This is a genomic window from Amphritea sp., assembly GCF_048266285.1.
Lineage (GTDB): Bacteria > Pseudomonadota > Gammaproteobacteria > Pseudomonadales > Balneatricaceae > Amphritea.
The window spans coordinates 161,471-180,291 of the sequence record NZ_JBLWZV010000007.1 but is presented as its reverse complement, the minus strand read 5'-3'; the positions used below and the strand labels follow the sequence as shown (position 1 = coordinate 180,291).

The following is an 18,821-nucleotide window of genomic DNA, read 5'->3' as shown; positions in this document are numbered from 1 at the left end:
GGTTCCGGGCCTAACAGTGGGCCCGCTTGAAGCCATCTAAACAGGAGTCCTTTGGGGCTCCTTTTTTATGTCTACAGGTTTTATTACAGCCCTGTAACATTTCTGTCATCAATTGCGTTTATCTTGACGCCATCACTTTTATCATTGTAGAAATTTGTCATGAGTATAGAGAACAGCTCCGTTATTCCTGATCTGGATTTTGATACCCCGGCTGCCCGCCGTGGACGCAAACTCCGGGCACTCAAGGACAAGGTGGCCAGCGTTGGCATCGGTCTAGGTGGCGTCAGTGTCATCATCGCAATCCTTTTGATCTTTTTCTATCTTCTCTATGAAGTAGTTCCGATGTTTCGTTCGGCAGAAGTTCAGCCATGGAAACATAACGATCAAGTTGTCGAACCCTATGCAGTGCCAGGCGCAGGTAAAACCCTGTATATGGCCATGGAGGAGCAAGCTGAGATCGGCCTACGGGTGACCGACCTGGGTGAGATGGTATTTTTCAGTACCACTTCCGGTGAGGTGATTAAAAACATCCCCGCCCCGCTACCGGCCAACACCAGCATTACTAGCTTTGCTATGGTCTCAGAGAACAGCCATATGTTTGCGCTAGGACTGAGTAATGGTCAAGCACTGGTCTTCAAGCACACCTACAAGTCGACCTACCCCGATGGTAAGCGCGTTATTCTGCCAAATATTACCTACCCTCTGGGTGAGCAGCCTATTGATGTGGCATCAACGGCACTGGAACAGCTCACCGTGAGCGGTAGCGAAGGTAGCTATGCACTCATCGGCGGTAATCAAGAAAACCTACAAGCGGTCTTTATCTCACAAACCGAGAATATGTTTACCGGTGATGTCGAACTAGAACAATCCACCACGAAACTGCCCGACCTCGGTATTAAGATCAAAAAGATGCTGCTTATGCCAGACCTTGCTTGGTTATTCGTGGCCGGAGAAAGCGGCAAGATGGCCGTCGTAAGCCTGCGCAATCAAGATGCCCCCATTATTACTCAGGTATTGCAAGCCTCATCTAGCAAGATCACGACCTTTGATCTGCTGCTCGGTGGGAACGCACTGCTGCTAGGTAATGCGGAAGGACACGTTTCACAATGGTTTCTGGTACGTGATGACACGGGCGAATGGCAGATGACTAAAATCCGCTCCTTCGACACCGGTAGTAGCGCCGTCATAGATCTTGCCATCGAGCACCGCCGCAAGGGTTTCGCTACCATTGATGCGGCCGGTGAACTGCGACTCTATAACACCACCGCCAACGTCAATGTACTAGCCGAGAAAGTAGCCCAAGCCAACACCTCCATGATCACCCTCGCGCCCCGCGCCAATGCGGCGCTGATCGAAGAGGATGGCAAGCTAACACTGCTGCATATCGACAACGAACATCCAGAGGTTTCTTGGAGTTCGCTGTGGGGTAAGGTCTGGTATGAAGGCTACGAAGAGCCGAAATATGTATGGCAATCTTCTGCCGCCAACAATGACTTCGAACCCAAATTCAGCTTGATGCCATTGGCCTTCGGCACCCTGAAAGCCGCCTTCTATGCGATGATTCTGGCCACCCCGCTGGCGATCTGTGGCGCTATCTATACCGCTTACTTCATGGTGCCGTCACTGCGCCGTAAGGTAAAACCGTTCATCGAATTGATGGAAGCACTGCCTACGGTCATCCTCGGCTTTTTGGCGGGCCTCTGGCTAGCACCGTTTATGGAGGAGAACCTACCCGGCATCTTTGTCACTATCTTGCTGATACCCATCGCTGTGCTGGCCTTTGCCTACGGCTGGGCACAGATGCCGAAAAAGCTTCGCTGGCTAGTACCAGACGGCTGGGATGCTCTGCTATTGATCCCGGTGATCATGCTGGCCACATGGCTGAGTATTTCCATTAGTCCCTCGATAGAACTCGCGCTCTTTGACGGCAACATGCGTCACTGGCTAACCAATGATCTCGGTATCGCCTATGACCAGCGTAATGCTCTGGTTATCGGTATCGCCATGGGCTTTGCCGTCATCCCGACGATCTTCTCTATCACCGAAGATGCCATCTTTGCAGTGCCGAAACACCTGAGCTACGGCTCACTGGCACTGGGAGCGACACCGTGGCAAACCCTGACACGAGTGGTCATGCCAACCGCCAGTCCTGGTATCTTCTCTGCCGTGATGATCGGTATGGGCCGAGCCGTTGGTGAAACCATGATCGTACTGATGGCCACCGGTAACACGCCTATTATGGATGCCAATATATTTGAAGGGATGCGTACCCTAGCGGCCAATATCGCCGTTGAAATGCCCGAGTCAGAGGTCGGCAGTACTCACTACCGCATTCTCTTCTTAGCCGCCTTTGTGCTGTTTATGTTCACCTTTGCCGTCAACACCATGGCAGAAGTGATACGTCAGCGGCTACGCAATAAATATGGCTCCCTGTAACCTGAGCTGTTGAGGAAATAACAGATATGAACATCTCAGTAAAAGAATGGTTTAAATCCGGTTCACCCTGGGTATGGATGAATGCCGGAGCGGTTGCCATCTGTCTTATTATGGTGGTCGGTCTGCTGGGGCTGATTGCCGTGCGTGGCCTAAGTCACTTCTGGCCGGCTAACATTGTTCAAGCGACTTATACCGTCGATGGCCAATCAAAAACCATCATCGGTGAGGTTGTCGAAACCAATGAAGTACTCACCAAACAGCTGATTGAAGCGGGTATTAAAATCCCGGACGACAGTGAGTTTTCTACCCGCCATCTACTGAAAGTCGGTAACCGTGATATCTACGGCTCTGATTTTAGTTGGGCGCTGGAACACTTCCTATCTGATCAATCGAAGCCGGAAATGCTATTCACCGCCGAGCGTCGCGAGTGGGGTAACCTCTATGGTTACTTACGTTCACTCAAAGAGTCCGGGGAAGAGGTTGTACGTTTCGATGGCTATGACCAATCGGCTGAATATCTCGCTCTGTGGGATGAGTTGGATAAGCGCGTTACACGGGCGCTGCAGATTCATGAAGATATTCTCGCCATTGAGAAGCACGAAATCGGTGCGATCAACTATGAGTTAGAGCGACTGCGCCTGAAAGAGCGAGGCCTACAGCTCGATAATGTGACTGACCAAGCCCCTTACGATGTTATTAATAAGCGCCGTAAAGAGTTAGATGTGGCCTATGAAGGCATGCAACAGCGCTTGTTGGATCTGTATGCACAGATTAACCGAGACTCCTTAACCGCTGAAGTGGCCGGCGGCAAGGTGGTTGAGGTTCAATTGGCTAAGATCGTGCGAATCTTCCGTCCGAACGCCATGCATACGGGACAGAAAATCGCCCATTATGCGTCTAAGTTGTGGGAGTTTGTCAGTGATGAGCCCCGCGAAGCCAATACCGAAGGTGGCATCTTCCCGGCGATCTTCGGCACCGTAATGATGGTGTTGCTGATGTCCTTGCTAGTGACCCCATTTGGTGTGATCGCGGCGGTTTATCTGCGCGAATATGCCAAACAGGGCTTTATCACCCGACTCATCCGCATTGCGGTCAACAACCTAGCCGGCGTCCCATCAATCGTCTATGGTGTATTTGGTCTAGGCTTCTTTGTCTACTTCTTGGGTGGCAATATTGATGACCTATTTTTCGCCGCCGCCAAACCTGCGCCAACCTTTGGTACACCGGGCTTGATGTGGGCCTCACTGACCCTCGCACTGCTAACCGTGCCGGTGGTCATTGTGGCAACAGAAGAGGGCCTCAGCCGTATCCCTAGAGCGCTCCGAGAAGGCAGCTTAGCGCTCGGCGCCACCAAGTTTGAAACACTGATGAAAGTGGTGTTGCCAATGGCAAGCCCTGCGATGATGACCGGTGTTATCTTGGCGATTGCCCGCGCCGCCGGTGAAGTGGCTCCGTTAATGCTGGTAGGGGTTGTGAAACTAGCACCTAGCCTACCACTGGATGGTAACTACCCATTCATCCACTTGGATCAGAAATTTATGCACCTGGGTTTCCACATCTATGATGTTGGTTTCCAGAGCCCCAATGTTGAGGCAGCACGACCGTTGGTATATGCCACCGCCATGCTACTGGTTTTGGTTATTGCGCTGCTGAATATGTCAGCTATTGCGATCCGTAACCATTTACGCGAAAAATACAAAGCGCTTGAGATGTAAGCCGAATACTAGATAGGTTTAATGATGACTATGGAAGCTAAGACCCATTCAATCGATATTTCCGCGCTGCAGCGCCAGAATCAGAGTTTGCGTCTTGAAGATGAGACCATTGCCCTGACAGTACGCGATCTCGAGCTTTTCTATGGCGAGAAGCGTGCCCTGCACGGTGTATCGATGGATATCCCTAAAAACCGAGTGACCGCCTTTATCGGCCCATCCGGTTGTGGTAAATCCACCCTGCTACGCTGCTTTAATCGGATGAACGATCTGGTTGATAGCTGTCGTATCGAAGGCCAGATGAGCCTATATGGACAAAACATCTATGAACGTGGCGTCGATGTTGCTGATCTTCGCCGGCGTGTCGGTATGGTGTTTCAAAAGCCCAATCCGTTCCCGAAAAGCATCTACGAAAATGTTGCCTACGGCTTGCGTATTCAGGGTATTAACAAAAAACGCGTCATCGATGAAACCGTTGAATGGGCATTGAAATCAGCCGCTCTGTGGGACGAGGTCAAAGACCGCCTACACGAGAGCGCCCTCGGGATGTCCGGTGGCCAGCAGCAACGTCTGGTGATCGCCCGTACTATCGCGGTGAAACCGGAAGTATTGTTGCTCGATGAGCCGGCATCCGCACTGGACCCGATCTCCACACTGAAGATCGAAGAGCTGATCAATGAGCTGAAGAAAGACTTCACCATCGTGATCGTTACCCACAACATGCAGCAGGCGGCACGGGTATCCGATTACACCGCCTTCATGTATATGGGCGATCTGATCGAGTTTGGGGTAACAGACCGTCTGTTTACCAATCCAGAAAAGAAACAAACAGAAGACTATATTACTGGTCGTTACGGTTAATTAGGGGAGAAGTATAGTGAGTTACGAACAGGACCGTCATAGCAATCACATCTCCCAGAGCTTCAATGAAGAGCTGGAGCAGATCCGCACCGAATTGCTAACCATGGGAGGCCTCGTTGAACGTCAGTTGAGCGATGCCGTCAACGCATTAGTATCGGGCGATACCGAACAGGCAGAGCAAGCCCGTAAAAGCGACCAAGCGATCAATGATATGGAGATGATGATCGATGAGCAGTGCACCTTGATCATCGCACGTCGCCAACCCGCAGCAGCCGATCTACGGCTGATTATCTCCGTCAGTAAGGCGGTTAGCGATCTAGAACGCATCGGCGACGAAACCAGTCGCATCTGTCGTTATGCGATAGAGCTAGCCAACGATGGCAAAAATGTTCGCGGTTTCCAAGAAGTCCGACATATCGGCAACTTGGTGCGTGATATGTTACAAAACTGCCTCACAGCCTTTGCTCGCAGCGACGCGGAGATGGCCTATAAGGTTGCTAAGCAGGATAAAGAGGTTGATTCAGAATATCGCACCGCGATGCGCTCGCTGATGACCTACATGATGGAAGACCCCCGTTACATCACCAGCATCATGAATGTCATGTGGATCTTGCGCAGTATTGAACGGATTGGCGATCATGCCCGCAATATGGCTGAACATCTCATCTATCTGGTAAGCGGCACGGATGTGCGCCATAGCAGCTTGAAAGAGATTAAACGTACGGTACGTGAAGTCGAGCAGAAAAAATAAATTCGACCAGACGAAAAACTAAAAAGGCAGCCGACCGGCTGCCTTTCCCATCTACCTACCGCTACCTGATCTGCGCTTAGTCCTCGAAGGCACATATACGCAAACCGATCTTGCCACCATGAATCGGCGCAGCGGTGAGCAACAATCCTTTTGCCTGCAGTTTACCGGTATTTTTTAACTCAGACATGACCTCAGACGGAACGCCTCCGCCACACCACCCGGGTATCAGCTGCTTCATTAAACTTAAAAAAACAGCATCTAAATCCCATAGATCACCCTTCATATCACAAACAGCTTCACCCGCTTTACGCGAATAAGGACGCTTTCCCTGGGGTCCCCGCTTTAGATCAATTGGCACGCCTTCACCCTATACTTATTATCAATTATTCAGCGTACAACTTATCTCGCAGAGCTTTATTATTTATAACCACCGCACCTAATATCAGGTGCAGTGGCTAATTAGAAATTCTAACGTAATTGATATAGTTGTTGTACTAATAATGTGGTTATTAGCTAAGAAGAAAGTGAACCTAGTTCCGGGGCGAGAAAGATGCCAAATGAGGGCGCTGCACCCTCATCTGAAACAGCGAAAAGTAAACCAACGCAGAGACTAACAATAATCAGCAAACGGGGGAAAACGCTCGATCAGCGCCTCCCGCCCTAACGCCCTTAGACGTTTGATATTACGTTCAGGAATCTGCTCGGGGTTAGGATAGTGGGCCAATGCCCGGCTCATCTCCGCTTCTCGAATAATATGGAAGGTTGGCCAAGGTGAGCGGTTACTCCAATGGCTTAAGTCGTCTTCAGGCACACCGGCAAACAGATAGCCCGGATGAAAGCTCGCCAGCTGTAACACGCCTTCTAAGCCTGCCTGCTGCAATAAGTCTTCAAACAGGTGAAGATGATCTAGGTACTGATAAAAATCGCCTAGCCCCTCAGGGACGATGAACAGCGTCGTAGAAATCGTTTGCTCATCGCTCGCCTGTAGCTGTTCGACTTCAGCTAAGAAAGCCGCTACTAGCGCCTCCCCTTCCTGGGCTGCCGTTACCGCATATCGCAGCGAGTTATCTTTCACCACTGGAGCGGCGAAGGGGCAAAGGTTTAAACCGACAACCATGCTCTCAACCCACTCACGGGTCATCTGTTCTACCTGTTCTGCTGAATAACGCGGGGGCGTTTTAACCATACCTTTCATTTAATCCTGAGCCATGTGAAACCGATACTTTTACATCCTGTTAGGGTACTATACGGCCAATTTTTTTGCTGAGAAATTATCGTGCCCGTTGCTCTCAATCAAAACCGTTTTGATACTCGCTGGTATGCATTTAATCGCCCTGCAACGACCGCTGCGCCTCGTATCTGGCGTAAATGGTTACTAGACCGGGGATCATTGACACAGCATCTAATTCACGCCAGTGACGGCGATTTTAAAGTCAATGTGCTACGCCAATATTGGGGGCGTCCTAGCCGTATGGAAGCACTTGCATTAAAGATCTCCACGCGGCAGAAAGTCTTGATTCGCGAAGTGCAATTACTCGGTCATAACCACCCCTGGGTGTTTGCCCGCACGATTATCCCGGCCTCCACTCTCACCGGTAAACAGCGCAAACTTCACACCCTGGGGTCTCGGTCGTTGGGTAGCGTCTTATTTCGTGACCCCACCATGAAACGAGATCCTTTGGAGATCAGTCGCCTACAACTCAGTGATGGCGAAATAGCTTGGGCACGCCGTTCAGTGTTTTATCTGTCAAATAAGCCACTTCTGGTGGCCGAGGTTTTCCTGCCCGCCCTACAACAGGTAAACTATCAGCACAAATAACGATGGATCATTAACGATGCAACCCGGTACTCAAAACACCCGCCACACTTGGCAGAAGCTGAAAGCCTGTGGCGACCTTATGCGAATTAGCAAACCGATCGGCAGCTTTCTGCTGCTGTGGCCGGCTCTCTGGGCTCTGTGGATTGCCGCTGAGGGGGTTCCTTCATACAGTTTGCTGTTTATTTTTATCTTGGGAACCTTCCTGATGCGTTCAGCAGGCTGTGTCATTAATGATTTTGCCGACCGCAATATTGATGCTCACGTAAAGCGTACCGCACAACGCCCGCTACCTGCCGGGCGAATCTCTGCCAAAGAAGCCTTGATACTGTTTGTCGCGCTACTGCTGGCGTCTTTTGCACTGGTGCTGTTTACCAATACCATCACGATCTATCTATCGGTAGGCGCCGTTTTTCTAGCGTTTTGCTATCCCTTTATGAAACGTTATACTCATCTACCGCAGGTGGTTTTGGGTATGGCGTTTTCGTGGGCGGTGCCCATGGCCTTTAGCGCGACCCTCGGAGAAGTACCCGTTATCAGTTGGCTGATTTATACCGCAGCGGTTATCTGGACCGTGGTCTATGACACCATGTATGCCATGGTCGATAGGGACGATGATGTTCGTATCGGGGTTAAATCCACCGCCGTCTTATTCGGTGATATGGATAAAGTGATTATCGGCATATTGCAGCTACTCACCCTCACTATTTTACTTATGCTAGGGGCGCAATTACAGCTATCGATCTGGTTTTATCTCGGAGTGATGGTGATGGCGGGACTATTTGTCTATCAACAATACCTCATCAGAGAGCGTCAGCGGGAAGCTTGTTTTACCGCCTTTCTCAACAATAATTACGCTGGGATGGCGGTTTTTATCGGTCTATTTCTGCATTATCTAACCATTTAAAAACAAATACTCTTGCCACCTAGGCGACTTTGTCATATTTCTGTAACAGTTTCATAATCTAATGACCGTCTTAATACATTATAAATAAATGAGGTGATTGGTCATGACGTCGGGTAAACGCGTTCTGATTGTTGATGACGAGGCTCCGATTCGCGAGATGATCGCTGTTGCACTCGAAATGGCTGGATACGATTGTGTCGAAGCGGATTCTGCGCAAGCCGCGCATCCAATGATCGTCGATTGTAAGCCAGATATGGTATTGCTGGATTGGATGATGCCCGGTATTAGCGGGATCGAATTCGCACGGCGACTGCGTAAAGATGAGATGACGGCGGATATTCCCATTATCATGCTGACCGCTAAAACCGATGAAGATAATAAGATCCAAGGACTGGAAACCGGCATCGATGACTATATCACCAAGCCGTTCTCTCCCCGGGAACTGGTTGCCCGGCTAAAAACCGTCCTGCGCCGCACCACGCCAAAAGGTATCGAAGAGCCGATTACGGTTGATGATCTCACCCTAGATCCGGTGTCCCATCGCGTCAGCTCCGAACTTAAACCACTGGAACTTGGGCCAACGGAATTCCGTTTACTACAGTTTTTCATGACCCATCAAGATCGCGCCTACACTCGTAGCCAACTACTAGATCTGGTGTGGGGTGGCAACGTCTATGTCGAAGAGCGTACCGTTGATGTTCATATCCGTCGGCTGCGTAAGGCGCTCAGCGAACGCCATGATTATCTAATCCAAACCGTTCGCGGCACGGGTTATCGTTTTTCATCACAGACCGCCTGAGACTGACTGATGTACAATTCCAGCCATTCAATAGCCAGCAATCTTGCGCTCACCGCAACGGTTAGCTTAGTGGTTGGCTTTGTTATCGGTTACCCAGGATGGACACTCGCAGTGGCGCTGCTAGGCTGGGGCCTCTATCAGGTTAAACAGTTTAATCGCCTACAGCAGTGGCTCATGCGCATCGACCATACCGATGTCCCCGAAAGCCGAGGTTACTGGGGCGAACTGTTCGATGAGCTGTCCAGAGACCAAAAGCGTCAGCTGTCACGGACCCAAGCGCTACGCAACGTCATCCACCGCTTCCAACAATCATCCGCCGCCCTGAGTGATGCCATCGTGATTATCGATGCGCAAAACCACTTAGAATGGTGGAACCGAGCCGCCGAAAAGCTACTCGGTATGAAAGCTCAAACCGATCGGGGCCGCTCGGTGATGAACCTATTACGCGATCCGCGTTTTGTGCGTTATTACCGTAAAAACATGTACGACGATCCGCTGCAGCTAACGTCGCCGATTCAGAAAGATATGGTGCTCGAATATCGCATTACTCGTTTCGGTGCCGGGGATCGTATACTCGTTGCTCGGGATATCACCCGCCTTAAACAGCTGGAACAAACCCGTCAAGATTTCGTCGCCAACGCCTCTCACGAGCTGCGCACACCCCTCACTGTTATCCGTGGCTATCTTGAGACCTTTCTCGATCAAGACCTACCACGCCCACTACAGCGCGGCCTGAGCCAGATGGAGAGCCAATCTCGGCGGATGGAAAACCTCGTCGCGGATCTGCTGCTGTTATCGCGCTTGGAAACTAGCGCCCATGTAGCCGATGAATTACCGATCCCTCTCCATGCTATCGTCACCCGTATTCGGGAAGATGCGCTGGCCCTCGGACAGGAGAAAGATCAATCCATCACTCTGGAGTTAGAACACAGCAGCACACTGTTAGGTCAGGAGTCCGAGGTTTATAGCGCGATCTCTAATTTGGTCTTCAATGCGGTGCGCTACACTCCGGCGAAAGGCGCGATTAAACTGCGCTGGTGGACCGATAAAGAGGGTGGCCACTTCACCGTGCAGGATAATGGCCCCGGTATCGACAGCATCCACCTGCCTCGATTACAGGAACGCTTTTACCGGGTAGATGAAAGTCGCTCATCCGACAGTGGCGGCACCGGCTTAGGCCTCGCGATCGTCAAACACGTGATGCTTAGGCATGGTGGCAAGCTCACCATTAGCAGCCAATTAGGTAAAGGCAGCACCTTCACTTGCCACTTCCCGAACGAACTGATCATTCCCGCTAATGCTGAAGCAGTTGAAACCGATTAACACTCCATTTATCTGCCAGAAACAAAAAACGCACTTCAAAATGAAGTGCGTTTTTTGTTAAAGCATCCGTCGACTTCAGCACCCAAGATAAGTGCTTCAGCCCCAGTTAAAAGCAGTCATCAACCCAACGGATTAGCGTTTACCTAATCGCTCTTGGCCCGTCAGACCACTCAGGTCTATTTCACTACCGTTGGTATATTCTTCAACCCAGAAAATAGTCGCACCCACCACCGCCGCAGGCATAATCAGCAAGTTAAGCAGAGGGATCATCATGCCAAAAGAAACCAATCCACCGAATCCTACTGACGTTAGACGACGCTGTTTAAGGGAATCTTTCATCGCCCGAAAGCTCACTTTATTGTTATCCATCGGGTAATCGCAATACTGAATCGCCATCATCCAGCAGCCAAACAAAAATAACAAAATAGGCGCAACCATACCCAGTACGGGAATAAAGGCCAAGATAATCAAAAACAGTAACCGCGGCAGGTAATAGAGTAGCTTAGAAAGTTCTCGGGCAACCGTGCGCGGTATTAGCGCTAAGATCTCTTGCCACCCTGAGTCAGTCACGGTCACACCGCGTAGCTGTTGCTCGACCTTCTCTGACAAGATGCCATTAAACGGTGCCGCTATAATATTCGCCACCACGCTAAAGCTGTAATACACCAAAATCAGTACCAGCCCGGCAATCAATGGCCATAACAAATAGCGCAAAAACTGCAGCCAATCCCAATCCGGTAAGATCGCACTGAGCAGATAATCGATCCAATAGCCCATCTGATCAAATAACAGCCAGATCGCGCCGGTAAAAAGAAAAATATTGATTAATAAAGGGATCAGGACAAAGTGTCGAATCCCCTTTTGTGGCAACATCGCCAACCCACGCAATAAAAAGTTTGCGCCACGTAACGGATTTCCTTTCATCTTTTCCTCTATGACTTAAACATCCGAATCAGGCAAAAAAGTGGTTATAAAAACGCACAATCACCGCCAGCAACATCAATGATAAACCGATACGGTTAATCATAAACTCTCGTTTAGTAAACTTGATGGTTGCCTGCCAGAACACCAGTATCGATTTAATATCGCTGGTTCGCAGTACATAGAGTATCAGTGACACCAGAAACACACCAAGACCAACCATCATTAACAGCTGTTCCAACACCGCCAGAGTCATTTTCTTATCACCATAAATTGCTATCCGAGGCGCTAAGATTAACAGAAATAGACTGCATTAGTGGCGGCTTTAGCCTATAACTTTATGTGAATACAAAAACCTGCTGTAAGCATTGAATACCTAACACTCACCGGAGACCTTATGCATACGATCTCAATACATCAGTTTGGCGGCCTTGATGAGCTTATTTACAGTAAACAATCCCGACCACAGCCCGCTACTGGCGAAGTACTGATTAAAACAGCAGCGGCTGGCGTTAACCCAATTGACTGGAAAACCTGCTCCGGTGGCGGTGCCAGTAGTTTTATTGGGGAGTTGCCCTTTATTCCCGGCTGGGAGTTCTCGGGCGTTATCGCAGACCCTGGCGATACTGATTTCAAAGAGGGTGAAGCGGTGTTTGGCATGATCCGTTTCCCGCAACCGGCCGGCTGCTATGCCGAATATATTGCCGCCCCGGCAGAGCAGATAGCGAGGCTGCCCGATGCCGTTGATCTCACAACCGCAGGAGGTTTGCCAACCGCCAGCCTAACCGCATGGCAAGCACTGTTTGATAAAGGCGACCTAAAAGCGGGCCAGCAGGTATTGATATTAGGCGCCGCCGGAGGCGTTGGCCATCTCGCAGTACAGTTGGCTAAGTGGGCCGGCGCTCATGTGTCCGGCACGGCGTCCTTACGTAATCATGAATTTCTCGCGGCACTGGGCTGCGGGCGGGCCATTGATTACCATCATCAAAGCCTGAGTGACTATACCAACAGTATGGATTTGATTATCGACTGTGTTGGCGGAGAAACGGGTATTGAAGCCCTGCCCTGTCTCAAGCCCGATGGGGTACTGGTAACCCTGCCTTCAGTCACTAAAGATCAAGTGATCGCAGCAGGCACTGCACAACGACGTCGAGTTGAACCGATCCGCTGCGAGCCGTCCGCTGAACAGTTGACTAAAATTGGGGAGCTGGTGGCCGATGAACACCTCAAGTTGCACATCGGTGAAAGTTTTCCACTGGAAAAAGCCGCCGAAGCCTTTGCCCTGAGTCAAAGCGGCCATGTGTGCGGCAAGCTGATTCTAACCTTCTAAGGTATGCTAGGCTAAGGCGGTTTACCCCGCCTTGGCACTATTGTTGAGCACTACAAAGCTGCTGTTGCTGACGCAAGATCAACCGACAACCCTTCGCTAACAAACCCTGTTCTATACAGCGGTCTTTTACCCAGGCTTTATCATCCTCAGTGGCCTTTTCGTGGTAAGGAGGGATGCCCTCGCAAACAACCGCCGAAGGCTGACTGTTTTGCCAGCAAGCTTTAAAGAAGGTACCGCCGCCAACAGTACAGCGGTATTCAGAATCATCACAATGCTCAACCCGCTGCAGAGCTTTTTCAACACAGCCCTGCTGATCGGTCTGCTCACTGGCCGCGATGCCTGCCTGACGCTGTTGATTGACCATCTCTTGATGCTCTTGGTTCCAGCCTTCTAGCCATTCAGGTGCATTCAGCCAGCTATAGAAAATACCCACAATAATGGCCAGCAACAGGCCTAACCAAAAACGTCGCATCATCGGAAAATCCTTTTATTTAGCGGCCCCGGACATATAGCCCAAACAGACAGCAACAAAAACCGGCCGCCGAAGCCAGCATGGTTAAATTAACAAACAGAGGGTTACGAGCAGCAAAAGGGACAAACGGATGTTGATGACTCATATCGCAGACAGCGGCCAAATAATCATAGGAACCTCCGGCGGATAAACAAGCATTAACCTCGCTCAGCTCCGACCAAAAAACCCCCATCAACACCACCCCCGGCAGAATCAATAGCAATAAACCCAAGCGCAGCATTATTCTTCACTGACCCCAATGTTACTAACGCCGTCATTCGCCGCAAGTTTTTTCAACTCGCTGATCAATCCCGCATTCGCATTTTTAGCGGCGCTAAGACGGTTAATCACATCTTCTTGAAAGCTCTCTTCCTGCAGCATCATATCGTGATGGCTGATATACCGAAGCAACTCTTCATCGGACATATCCGCATCGGCAGTCACCTCAATAAAGGTAGCAACACATTCCAGTGACAAATTACCTACGTTAGCCGCTTCAGTGCGATTAGGTTCTAACAAACAGTTAATCGTGGAATACAAGGCCACCATCGCATCCAATGCCGGTGAGGCGCCATACATATCAAAGACATCGAGATCCGGCATATTGGCTTCAACATTGCTCTGCTGAACCTCAAAATTCATCGCCGCACCGGTATTACCCAGCTTATTCCACACCCCATCGAGGATGCTACGCACCTGATGACGATCACCAAAATCAAGCAAGGTTGAAAACAGCGCAAAGTTAGGAAACATGCGCTCTGTGACAGCAACCGAAAAAGCGCTCAACTGCCAACCGTCGAGTGCTTTAAGCTCATTTTCCAGTGACCATTGTGACATCAGATAAACTCCAGAACTAAATTTCTTCCTATTGTACAGCGCCGAAATCATTTTGCAGCAGTTATGCAGGATTCCCCCTCCGCAGAGGCATGGAGATTTTATTCCAACGAACAAATATTAATCCTCTGATTCAATTCGTTTTTTTATTGTATACTCACTCCTGAAAAGCAAGTTCTTAGTGGAAGACAAACCATGAATAATAAGAATCCTCTCGCGACCCTCGTCAAGGGCCTAGACTGTTTCAGCGAATGGACCGGGCGCAGTATTGCCTGGCTAACATTGCTGATGGTCCTGGTGACCTTCATCGTCGTGGTGATGCGTTATGTTTTAAATGTTGGCAACATCCCGTTACAAGAATCAATCATCTACATGCACAGCCTCGTTTTTCTGCTCGGGGCAGGCTACACCCTCAAACATGATGGACATGTTCGTGTCGATATTTTCTATCGGCCATTGGGTGAACGTGGCAAAGCAGTGATCAATATTATCGGCGTTCTCGTGCTGCTCTTGCCGGTTTCGGTGTTTATCTTCTGGATCTCCTGGGATTACGTAACGTTCTCTTGGCATACCCTCGAAGGCTCACAAGAAGCGGGGGGTATTGAAGCGGTATACCTTCTGAAAACAACCCTACTCCTCATGCCTGTACTGATGATCCTACAAGGAACCGCTGAACTCGGGCGTAATATTCTGGTACTGACCGGACAAGCACATCTGACCGAAGTGGATTCTCAGGAGCATCCAATATGATTGAATTTCTGCCATTACTGCTGTTTTTAGGCGCAATCTTTGTTTTGCTACTTGGCTACTCCGTTGCCTATTCACTCGCCGGCACCGGTCTGATCTTTGCGGCGATCGGCATTATGACCGGCCACTTCGAAGCCAGCTTCCTAGAGGCGGTACCTAACCGTCTGTTCGGCATTATGAATAACTCGGTGCTGATCGCCGTGCCACTGTTTGTCTTCATGGGCGTGATGCTAGAGAAATCTAAAATCGCAGAAGACTTACTCGATACCATGGCCACATTGTTTGGCCCTATTCGTGGCGGCTTAGGCATCTCCGTGACCGTTGTTGGCATGTTGCTCGCTGCCAGTACCGGTATTGTCGGTGCAACCGTGGTAACAATGGGGCTGCTCTCGTTGCCGACCATGCTCCGCCGTGGATATGATCCCGGTGTCGCTACCGGCACTATCTGCGCCTCTGGTACGCTTGGGCAGATAATCCCCCCTTCTATCGTGCTGGTGCTGTTAGGTGATGTTATCTCCTCGGCTTACCAACAGGCACAGCTAGAGCAAGGTATTTACTCACCCAAGACCGTTACGGTCGGCGATCTGTTCCTCGGTGCGCTGATCCCCGGCCTTTTACTGGTCTGTGCTTATATTGCGTATCTGGTCTTCAAAGCGATCTTTCACCCTGAAACCGTCCCCGCTATTCCAAAAGAAGAACGGGATAAAGTCGACAACATGTTTCAGCGAGTCATCTTTGCGCTACTGCCACCCGTGTTCCTCGTTGGCTTAGTGCTGGGATCGATTCTTGGTGGTTGGGCGACGCCAACAGAAGCCGCTTCCGTGGGGGCACTAGGTGCCATACTGCTGGCGATGGCACGACGCTGCTTTACGCTATCAATTTTAAAGCAAGTGATGCGCACCACCACTCAAGTGAGCTCCATGGTGTTTATCATCTTGGTCGGTGCTTCGATCTTTTCGCTGGTATTCCGTGGTTTTGGCGGTGACGACCTAGTGCGTGACTTCCTAACCGACTTGCCGGGTGGCATATTTGGCGCAGTCGCACTGGTGATGTTGGTTATCTTCCTACTAGGTTTCTTCCTCGACTTTATCGAGATCACCTTCGTGGTTGTGCCTATCGTGGCTCCTATCCTGCTAGCTATGGGACTCGATCCTGTCTGGCTCGGCGTAATGATCGCGCTTAACCTGCAAACGTCATTCCTGACGCCGCCGTTTGGTTTTGCTCTGTTCTACCTCCGAGGAGTCGCACCAGAAAGCATTTCAACCATGCAGATCTACAAAGGGGTTATACCCTTTATCATGATCCAACTGGTGGCCTTGATGGCACTGGCGCAATGGCCAGCCCTCGCAACTTGGTTGCCAACGCTGGTTTACGGTTAAACCGTAAATTCAAAACCAAAAAAAACCCGCAAATTGCGGGTTTTTTTATTACCTAACCTTTACCCAATAGTTACAACGTACGGGCGTTCAGGTAAGACTGCTCAGATACTGCATGCCACTTAATCGCCTGTTCACGGAACTTAACGAAAGAGTCGAATACTTTCTGTGACATCGGATCTTTAGCGGCTTCTTCAGAGACAACCTGATCAGATAGCGCTCTGATCTCTTTAAGCACGTCGTCAGGGAACTGACGCAGTTCAACACCGTGTTCATTGACCAACTGCTGCAAGGCTTGGTTGTTCTTGGCCGTGAAGTCAGCCAGCATATCTTGGTTAGCAATCCGCAGCGCATTACGTACAATAACCTGCAGATCGGCTGGCAGTTTTTCAAAGGCTTCTTTATTAAGGAAGCACTCCAATGTGGTGCCAGGCTCATGCCAGCCAGGATAGTAGTAATACTTAGCTGCTTTGTGCAAACCGAAGGCCAAATCGTTGTAAGGGCCTACCCACTCAGTTGCATCAATCGCACCCGATTGCAGCGATGGGAAAATCTCGCCACCGGGTAGCAGTACTGGTGTACCACCAGCACGCTTAAGCACTTCACCACCAAGACCTGGCATCCGCATTTTCAGACCTTTCAGATCTTCTACACCATTGATCTCACGGTTAAACCAGCCACCCATCTGTACCCCAGTATTACCCGCAGCACCCGGAATCAGGCCAAACTCAGCATAGACTTCTTCCCAGAGTTCCATACCGCCGCCATGATACAACCAAGAGTTCATCTCTTGAGCAGTCAGGCCGAAAGGTACCGCCGCAAAGAATTGCGCGGCACGTGTCTTACCTTTCCAATAATAGGAAGCACCGTGGCCCATCTCTGCCGTACCACGGGAAACCGCATCGAAGATTTCCAGTGCGCCCACCAGCTCTTTGGCGCCATAAACTTTAACTTTAATCCGGCCGCCACTCATCTGATCAATCAGATCAGCGAGGTAATTAGCGCCTGTTCCCAAACCTGGGAAGTTTTTCGGCCAAGTCGTTACCATTTTCCACTCAATGGTTTCCGGCTTTTCCGGTGCAGCTGACGCTGCCGGCTGAGCACAATCCGCAGCCTCCGTTTTTTTCTCTTCCGTGCACGCGGCTAGGCCTGCAGCAGCAACCCCAAGACCGAGGACTTTGACAATCTCACGACGTTTCACAAGGCTTCTCCCTATTCGTCATTGTAGCTATATAGCTGTCGATAATTATTGTATTTATATTTATAACCCACTGAACATAGCATCAAGTGATATCTGCTGCAATTTCAAATAGTAAGCAACCCCCTGTAAATGTTTACCAAATTCAAAATGCTGTACGAATGACAACAGCATTTATTCTATTGAACGGATTTACTGATATACTCGTGCCGTTATGCCTAACCAGAAAACGGAAACCAGCTTGCAGTCGCTTAATCTACTTAAATCTATCGCTGATGCTAAATCCAGCCTGCGAAAATCAGAACAAAAAGTTGCTGATTACGTCTTGGAGAACCCTTCCGACGTTATTCATATGCGGATTGTCGATCTAGCCTCAGAAGCGAATGTGAGTGAGCCGACCGTGGTACGTTTTTGTCGTGCGCTGAATTACGACGGTTTTCAGGATTTCAAACTGACTCTGGCCCAGGGGCTTGCGAGCAACGCTAACTTTGAGCAATTCTCTCTTAATACGAAAGATACGGTCAGTGAGTTTAAGCAGAAGATTTTCGACTCGACCGTCGGCAATATGATGCGGGTCAGAGAAGAACTCGATGCGAACACCCTAGAAGAAGCTATTAACGCTATTGCCAGCACTAACCGGTTAGAACTCTACGGCTTCGGCGCCTCGGCCCCAGTCTGTAATGATGCACAACATAAGTTTCACCGATTAAAAATTGCCGCATCCGCCTATTCAGATCCGCATATGCAGATGATCTCAGCCACAACACTGACCGAAAGTGATGTGGTAATCGCCATCTCCCAAACGGGTCGGACAAAAGATCTACTGCACGCGGTCAAACTCGTCAAAGATGCTGGCGTCACCGTCATCACCCTCTGCCCGAGTAACACCCCGCTGTCTGACTTAGCCAGCATCGCCATCCATATAGACCTGGAAGAGGATAAAGACCTCAGTACTCTGATGTCATCCCGCGTGGTTCATCTAGTGGTCATTGATGTGCTGGCCGTCGGTGTTGCGATGAAGCTCGGACCGGGCTTGCTGGATCACCTCAAGACCATCAAACGCAGCCTTAAAAGCCTGCGCCAGAACGATAAACGCCTGCCACTGCGCAAACCTGAAGAATAAATCGGCCCGCTTTTTCCTATTTCTGTAACAGTTGTACGGCAAAATCAGTATCCGTTAGTGCCTACCCTTAGGCCTATAATTTATTGATATTCTCTTTTCAGTGTTATAAAAAAGAGATTCCCTGTTAATCAGAATTGCTCAAAGGCCTGTTAGCCTCTTTGCTTAAACGGCTTTCA

20 protein-coding genes are annotated in these 18,821 nt (G+C 49.9%); 12 read left to right on the top strand and 8 right to left on the bottom strand.

Annotated features, from left to right (window positions below):
- Positions 1-159 precede the first annotated feature (159 nt).
- From ACN0T0_RS10795 to phoU, 4 genes are read left to right on the top strand one after another with little or no spacing between them, the layout of a single operon-like run.
- Positions 160-2,436 carry an ABC transporter permease subunit gene (locus tag ACN0T0_RS10795; RefSeq protein ID WP_417225927.1) on the top strand — a complete coding sequence of 759 codons (2,277 nt, stop codon included), beginning with the start codon at positions 160-162 and terminating at the stop codon, positions 2,434-2,436.
- Positions 2,437-2,462: 26 nt separating this feature from the next.
- Positions 2,463-4,151, top strand: a complete 1,689-nt coding sequence (gene pstA, locus ACN0T0_RS10790) for a phosphate ABC transporter permease PstA (RefSeq protein ID WP_417225925.1) — start codon at positions 2,463-2,465, stop codon at positions 4,149-4,151.
- A gap of 24 nt (positions 4,152-4,175) precedes the next feature.
- Positions 4,176-5,009: a phosphate ABC transporter ATP-binding protein PstB gene (gene pstB / locus ACN0T0_RS10785; protein WP_417225923.1), complete on the top strand. Its 834-nt coding sequence runs from the start codon at positions 4,176-4,178 to the stop codon at positions 5,007-5,009.
- A 16-nt stretch (positions 5,010-5,025) separates the two neighbouring features.
- A complete protein-coding gene (gene phoU / locus ACN0T0_RS10780; RefSeq protein ID WP_417225921.1) occupies positions 5,026-5,760 on the top strand; it encodes a phosphate signaling complex protein PhoU in 735 nt (244 codons plus the stop codon).
- A gap of 76 nt (positions 5,761-5,836) precedes the next feature.
- Here phoU and ACN0T0_RS10775 read toward each other — a convergent pair whose 3' ends face one another.
- Both ACN0T0_RS10775 and ACN0T0_RS10770 read right to left on the bottom strand, forming a co-directional pair.
- Positions 5,837-6,118 carry a hypothetical protein gene (locus tag ACN0T0_RS10775; RefSeq protein ID WP_417225919.1) on the bottom strand — a complete coding sequence of 94 codons (282 nt, stop codon included), beginning with the start codon at positions 6,116-6,118 and terminating at the stop codon, positions 5,837-5,839.
- Positions 6,119-6,370: 252 nt separating this feature from the next.
- Positions 6,371-6,946, bottom strand: a complete 576-nt coding sequence (locus ACN0T0_RS10770; protein ID WP_417225917.1) for a DUF1415 domain-containing protein — start codon at positions 6,944-6,946, stop codon at positions 6,371-6,373.
- A gap of 90 nt (positions 6,947-7,036) precedes the next feature.
- Here ACN0T0_RS10770 and ACN0T0_RS10765 point away from each other — a divergent pair, with 90 nt between their 5' ends.
- The 4 genes from ACN0T0_RS10765 (at position 7,037) to phoR (ending at position 10,605) form a co-directional block, all read left to right on the top strand.
- Complete coding sequence (locus ACN0T0_RS10765; protein ID WP_417225915.1) at positions 7,037-7,579, top strand: chorismate--pyruvate lyase family protein; 543 nt, start codon at positions 7,037-7,039, stop codon at positions 7,577-7,579.
- Positions 7,580-7,595: 16 nt separating this feature from the next.
- Positions 7,596-8,483, top strand: coding sequence for a 4-hydroxybenzoate octaprenyltransferase (gene ubiA / locus ACN0T0_RS10760; RefSeq protein WP_417225913.1), 888 nt, complete (start codon positions 7,596-7,598; stop codon positions 8,481-8,483).
- Between the two features lie 103 nt (positions 8,484-8,586).
- Positions 8,587-9,282: a phosphate regulon transcriptional regulator PhoB gene (phoB, locus tag ACN0T0_RS10755; RefSeq protein WP_417225911.1), complete on the top strand. Its 696-nt coding sequence runs from the start codon at positions 8,587-8,589 to the stop codon at positions 9,280-9,282.
- A 9-nt stretch (positions 9,283-9,291) separates the two neighbouring features.
- Positions 9,292-10,605, top strand: coding sequence for a phosphate regulon sensor histidine kinase PhoR (gene phoR, locus ACN0T0_RS10750; RefSeq protein WP_417225909.1), 1,314 nt, complete (start codon positions 9,292-9,294; stop codon positions 10,603-10,605).
- A 132-nt stretch (positions 10,606-10,737) separates the two neighbouring features.
- Here phoR and cysZ read toward each other — a convergent pair whose 3' ends face one another.
- Both cysZ and ACN0T0_RS10740 read right to left on the bottom strand, forming a co-directional pair.
- Positions 10,738-11,529 (bottom strand): sulfate transporter CysZ, encoded by a 792-nt coding sequence (gene cysZ / locus ACN0T0_RS10745; RefSeq protein ID WP_417225907.1) that lies wholly within the window; start codon positions 11,527-11,529, stop codon positions 10,738-10,740.
- Between the two features lie 28 nt (positions 11,530-11,557).
- On the bottom strand, positions 11,558-11,782 hold the full coding sequence (locus tag ACN0T0_RS10740) for a hypothetical protein (RefSeq protein WP_417225905.1): 225 nt from the start codon (positions 11,780-11,782) through the stop codon (positions 11,558-11,560).
- A gap of 141 nt (positions 11,783-11,923) precedes the next feature.
- Here ACN0T0_RS10740 and ACN0T0_RS10735 point away from each other — a divergent pair, with 141 nt between their 5' ends.
- Complete coding sequence (locus tag ACN0T0_RS10735; protein WP_417225903.1) at positions 11,924-12,856, top strand: NADP-dependent oxidoreductase; 933 nt, start codon at positions 11,924-11,926, stop codon at positions 12,854-12,856.
- 37 nt (positions 12,857-12,893) lie between these two features.
- On the opposite strand, the gene ACN0T0_RS10730 is transcribed toward ACN0T0_RS10735, so the two are convergent.
- From ACN0T0_RS10730 to ACN0T0_RS10720, 3 genes are read right to left on the bottom strand one after another with little or no spacing between them, the layout of a single operon-like run.
- Positions 12,894-13,331, bottom strand: a complete 438-nt coding sequence (locus tag ACN0T0_RS10730; RefSeq protein WP_417225901.1) for a hypothetical protein — start codon at positions 13,329-13,331, stop codon at positions 12,894-12,896.
- Positions 13,332-13,347: 16 nt separating this feature from the next.
- A complete protein-coding gene (locus ACN0T0_RS10725) occupies positions 13,348-13,608 on the bottom strand; it encodes a hypothetical protein (protein WP_417225899.1) in 261 nt (86 codons plus the stop codon).
- Positions 13,608-14,204 carry a YjaG family protein gene (locus tag ACN0T0_RS10720; protein ID WP_417225897.1) on the bottom strand — a complete coding sequence of 199 codons (597 nt, stop codon included), beginning with the start codon at positions 14,202-14,204 and terminating at the stop codon, positions 13,608-13,610. The genes ACN0T0_RS10725 and ACN0T0_RS10720 overlap by 1 nt, the downstream gene beginning before the upstream one ends.
- Before the next feature lie 192 nt (positions 14,205-14,396).
- Between ACN0T0_RS10720 and ACN0T0_RS10715 the strand changes: the two genes are divergently transcribed.
- Together ACN0T0_RS10715 and ACN0T0_RS10710 are read left to right on the top strand one after the other, a co-directional pair.
- A complete protein-coding gene (locus ACN0T0_RS10715) occupies positions 14,397-14,951 on the top strand; it encodes a TRAP transporter small permease subunit (RefSeq protein WP_417225895.1) in 555 nt (184 codons plus the stop codon).
- Complete coding sequence (locus ACN0T0_RS10710) at positions 14,948-16,327, top strand: TRAP transporter large permease (protein ID WP_417225893.1); 1,380 nt, start codon at positions 14,948-14,950, stop codon at positions 16,325-16,327. The genes ACN0T0_RS10715 and ACN0T0_RS10710 overlap by 4 nt, the downstream gene beginning before the upstream one ends.
- Before the next feature lie 70 nt (positions 16,328-16,397).
- Here ACN0T0_RS10710 and ACN0T0_RS10705 read toward each other — a convergent pair whose 3' ends face one another.
- A complete protein-coding gene (locus ACN0T0_RS10705; protein ID WP_417225891.1) occupies positions 16,398-17,525 on the bottom strand; it encodes a TRAP transporter substrate-binding protein in 1,128 nt (375 codons plus the stop codon).
- 238 nt (positions 17,526-17,763) lie between these two features.
- Here ACN0T0_RS10705 and ACN0T0_RS10700 point away from each other — a divergent pair, with 238 nt between their 5' ends.
- On the top strand, positions 17,764-18,645 hold the full coding sequence (locus tag ACN0T0_RS10700; protein WP_417225967.1) for a MurR/RpiR family transcriptional regulator: 882 nt from the start codon (positions 17,764-17,766) through the stop codon (positions 18,643-18,645).
- Positions 18,646-18,821 lie beyond the last annotated feature (176 nt).

Coding starts and splice junctions, on each gene's coding strand:
- ACN0T0_RS10795 (WP_417225927.1), top strand. CDS start 160: ATGAGTATAGAGAACAGCTCCGTTATTCCTGATCTGGATTTTGATACC.
- pstA (WP_417225925.1), top strand. CDS start 2,463: ATGAACATCTCAGTAAAAGAATGGTTTAAATCCGGTTCACCCTGGGTA.
- pstB (WP_417225923.1), top strand. CDS start 4,176: ATGACTATGGAAGCTAAGACCCATTCAATCGATATTTCCGCGCTGCAG.
- ACN0T0_RS10770 (WP_417225917.1), bottom strand. CDS start 6,946: ATGGTTAAAACGCCCCCGCGTTATTCAGCAGAACAGGTAGAACAGATG.
- ubiA (WP_417225913.1), top strand. CDS start 7,596: ATGCAACCCGGTACTCAAAACACCCGCCACACTTGGCAGAAGCTGAAA.
- phoB (WP_417225911.1), top strand. CDS start 8,587: ATGACGTCGGGTAAACGCGTTCTGATTGTTGATGACGAGGCTCCGATT.
- phoR (WP_417225909.1), top strand. CDS start 9,292: ATGTACAATTCCAGCCATTCAATAGCCAGCAATCTTGCGCTCACCGCA.
- cysZ (WP_417225907.1), bottom strand. CDS start 11,529: ATGAAAGGAAATCCGTTACGTGGCGCAAACTTTTTATTGCGTGGGTTG.
- ACN0T0_RS10740 (WP_417225905.1), bottom strand. CDS start 11,782: ATGACTCTGGCGGTGTTGGAACAGCTGTTAATGATGGTTGGTCTTGGT.
- ACN0T0_RS10735 (WP_417225903.1), top strand. CDS start 11,924: ATGCATACGATCTCAATACATCAGTTTGGCGGCCTTGATGAGCTTATT.
- ACN0T0_RS10730 (WP_417225901.1), bottom strand. CDS start 13,331: ATGATGCGACGTTTTTGGTTAGGCCTGTTGCTGGCCATTATTGTGGGT.
- ACN0T0_RS10725 (WP_417225899.1), bottom strand. CDS start 13,608: ATGCTGCGCTTGGGTTTATTGCTATTGATTCTGCCGGGGGTGGTGTTG.
- ACN0T0_RS10720 (WP_417225897.1), bottom strand. CDS start 14,204: ATGTCACAATGGTCACTGGAAAATGAGCTTAAAGCACTCGACGGTTGG.
- ACN0T0_RS10715 (WP_417225895.1), top strand. CDS start 14,397: ATGAATAATAAGAATCCTCTCGCGACCCTCGTCAAGGGCCTAGACTGT.
- ACN0T0_RS10710 (WP_417225893.1), top strand. CDS start 14,948: ATGATTGAATTTCTGCCATTACTGCTGTTTTTAGGCGCAATCTTTGTT.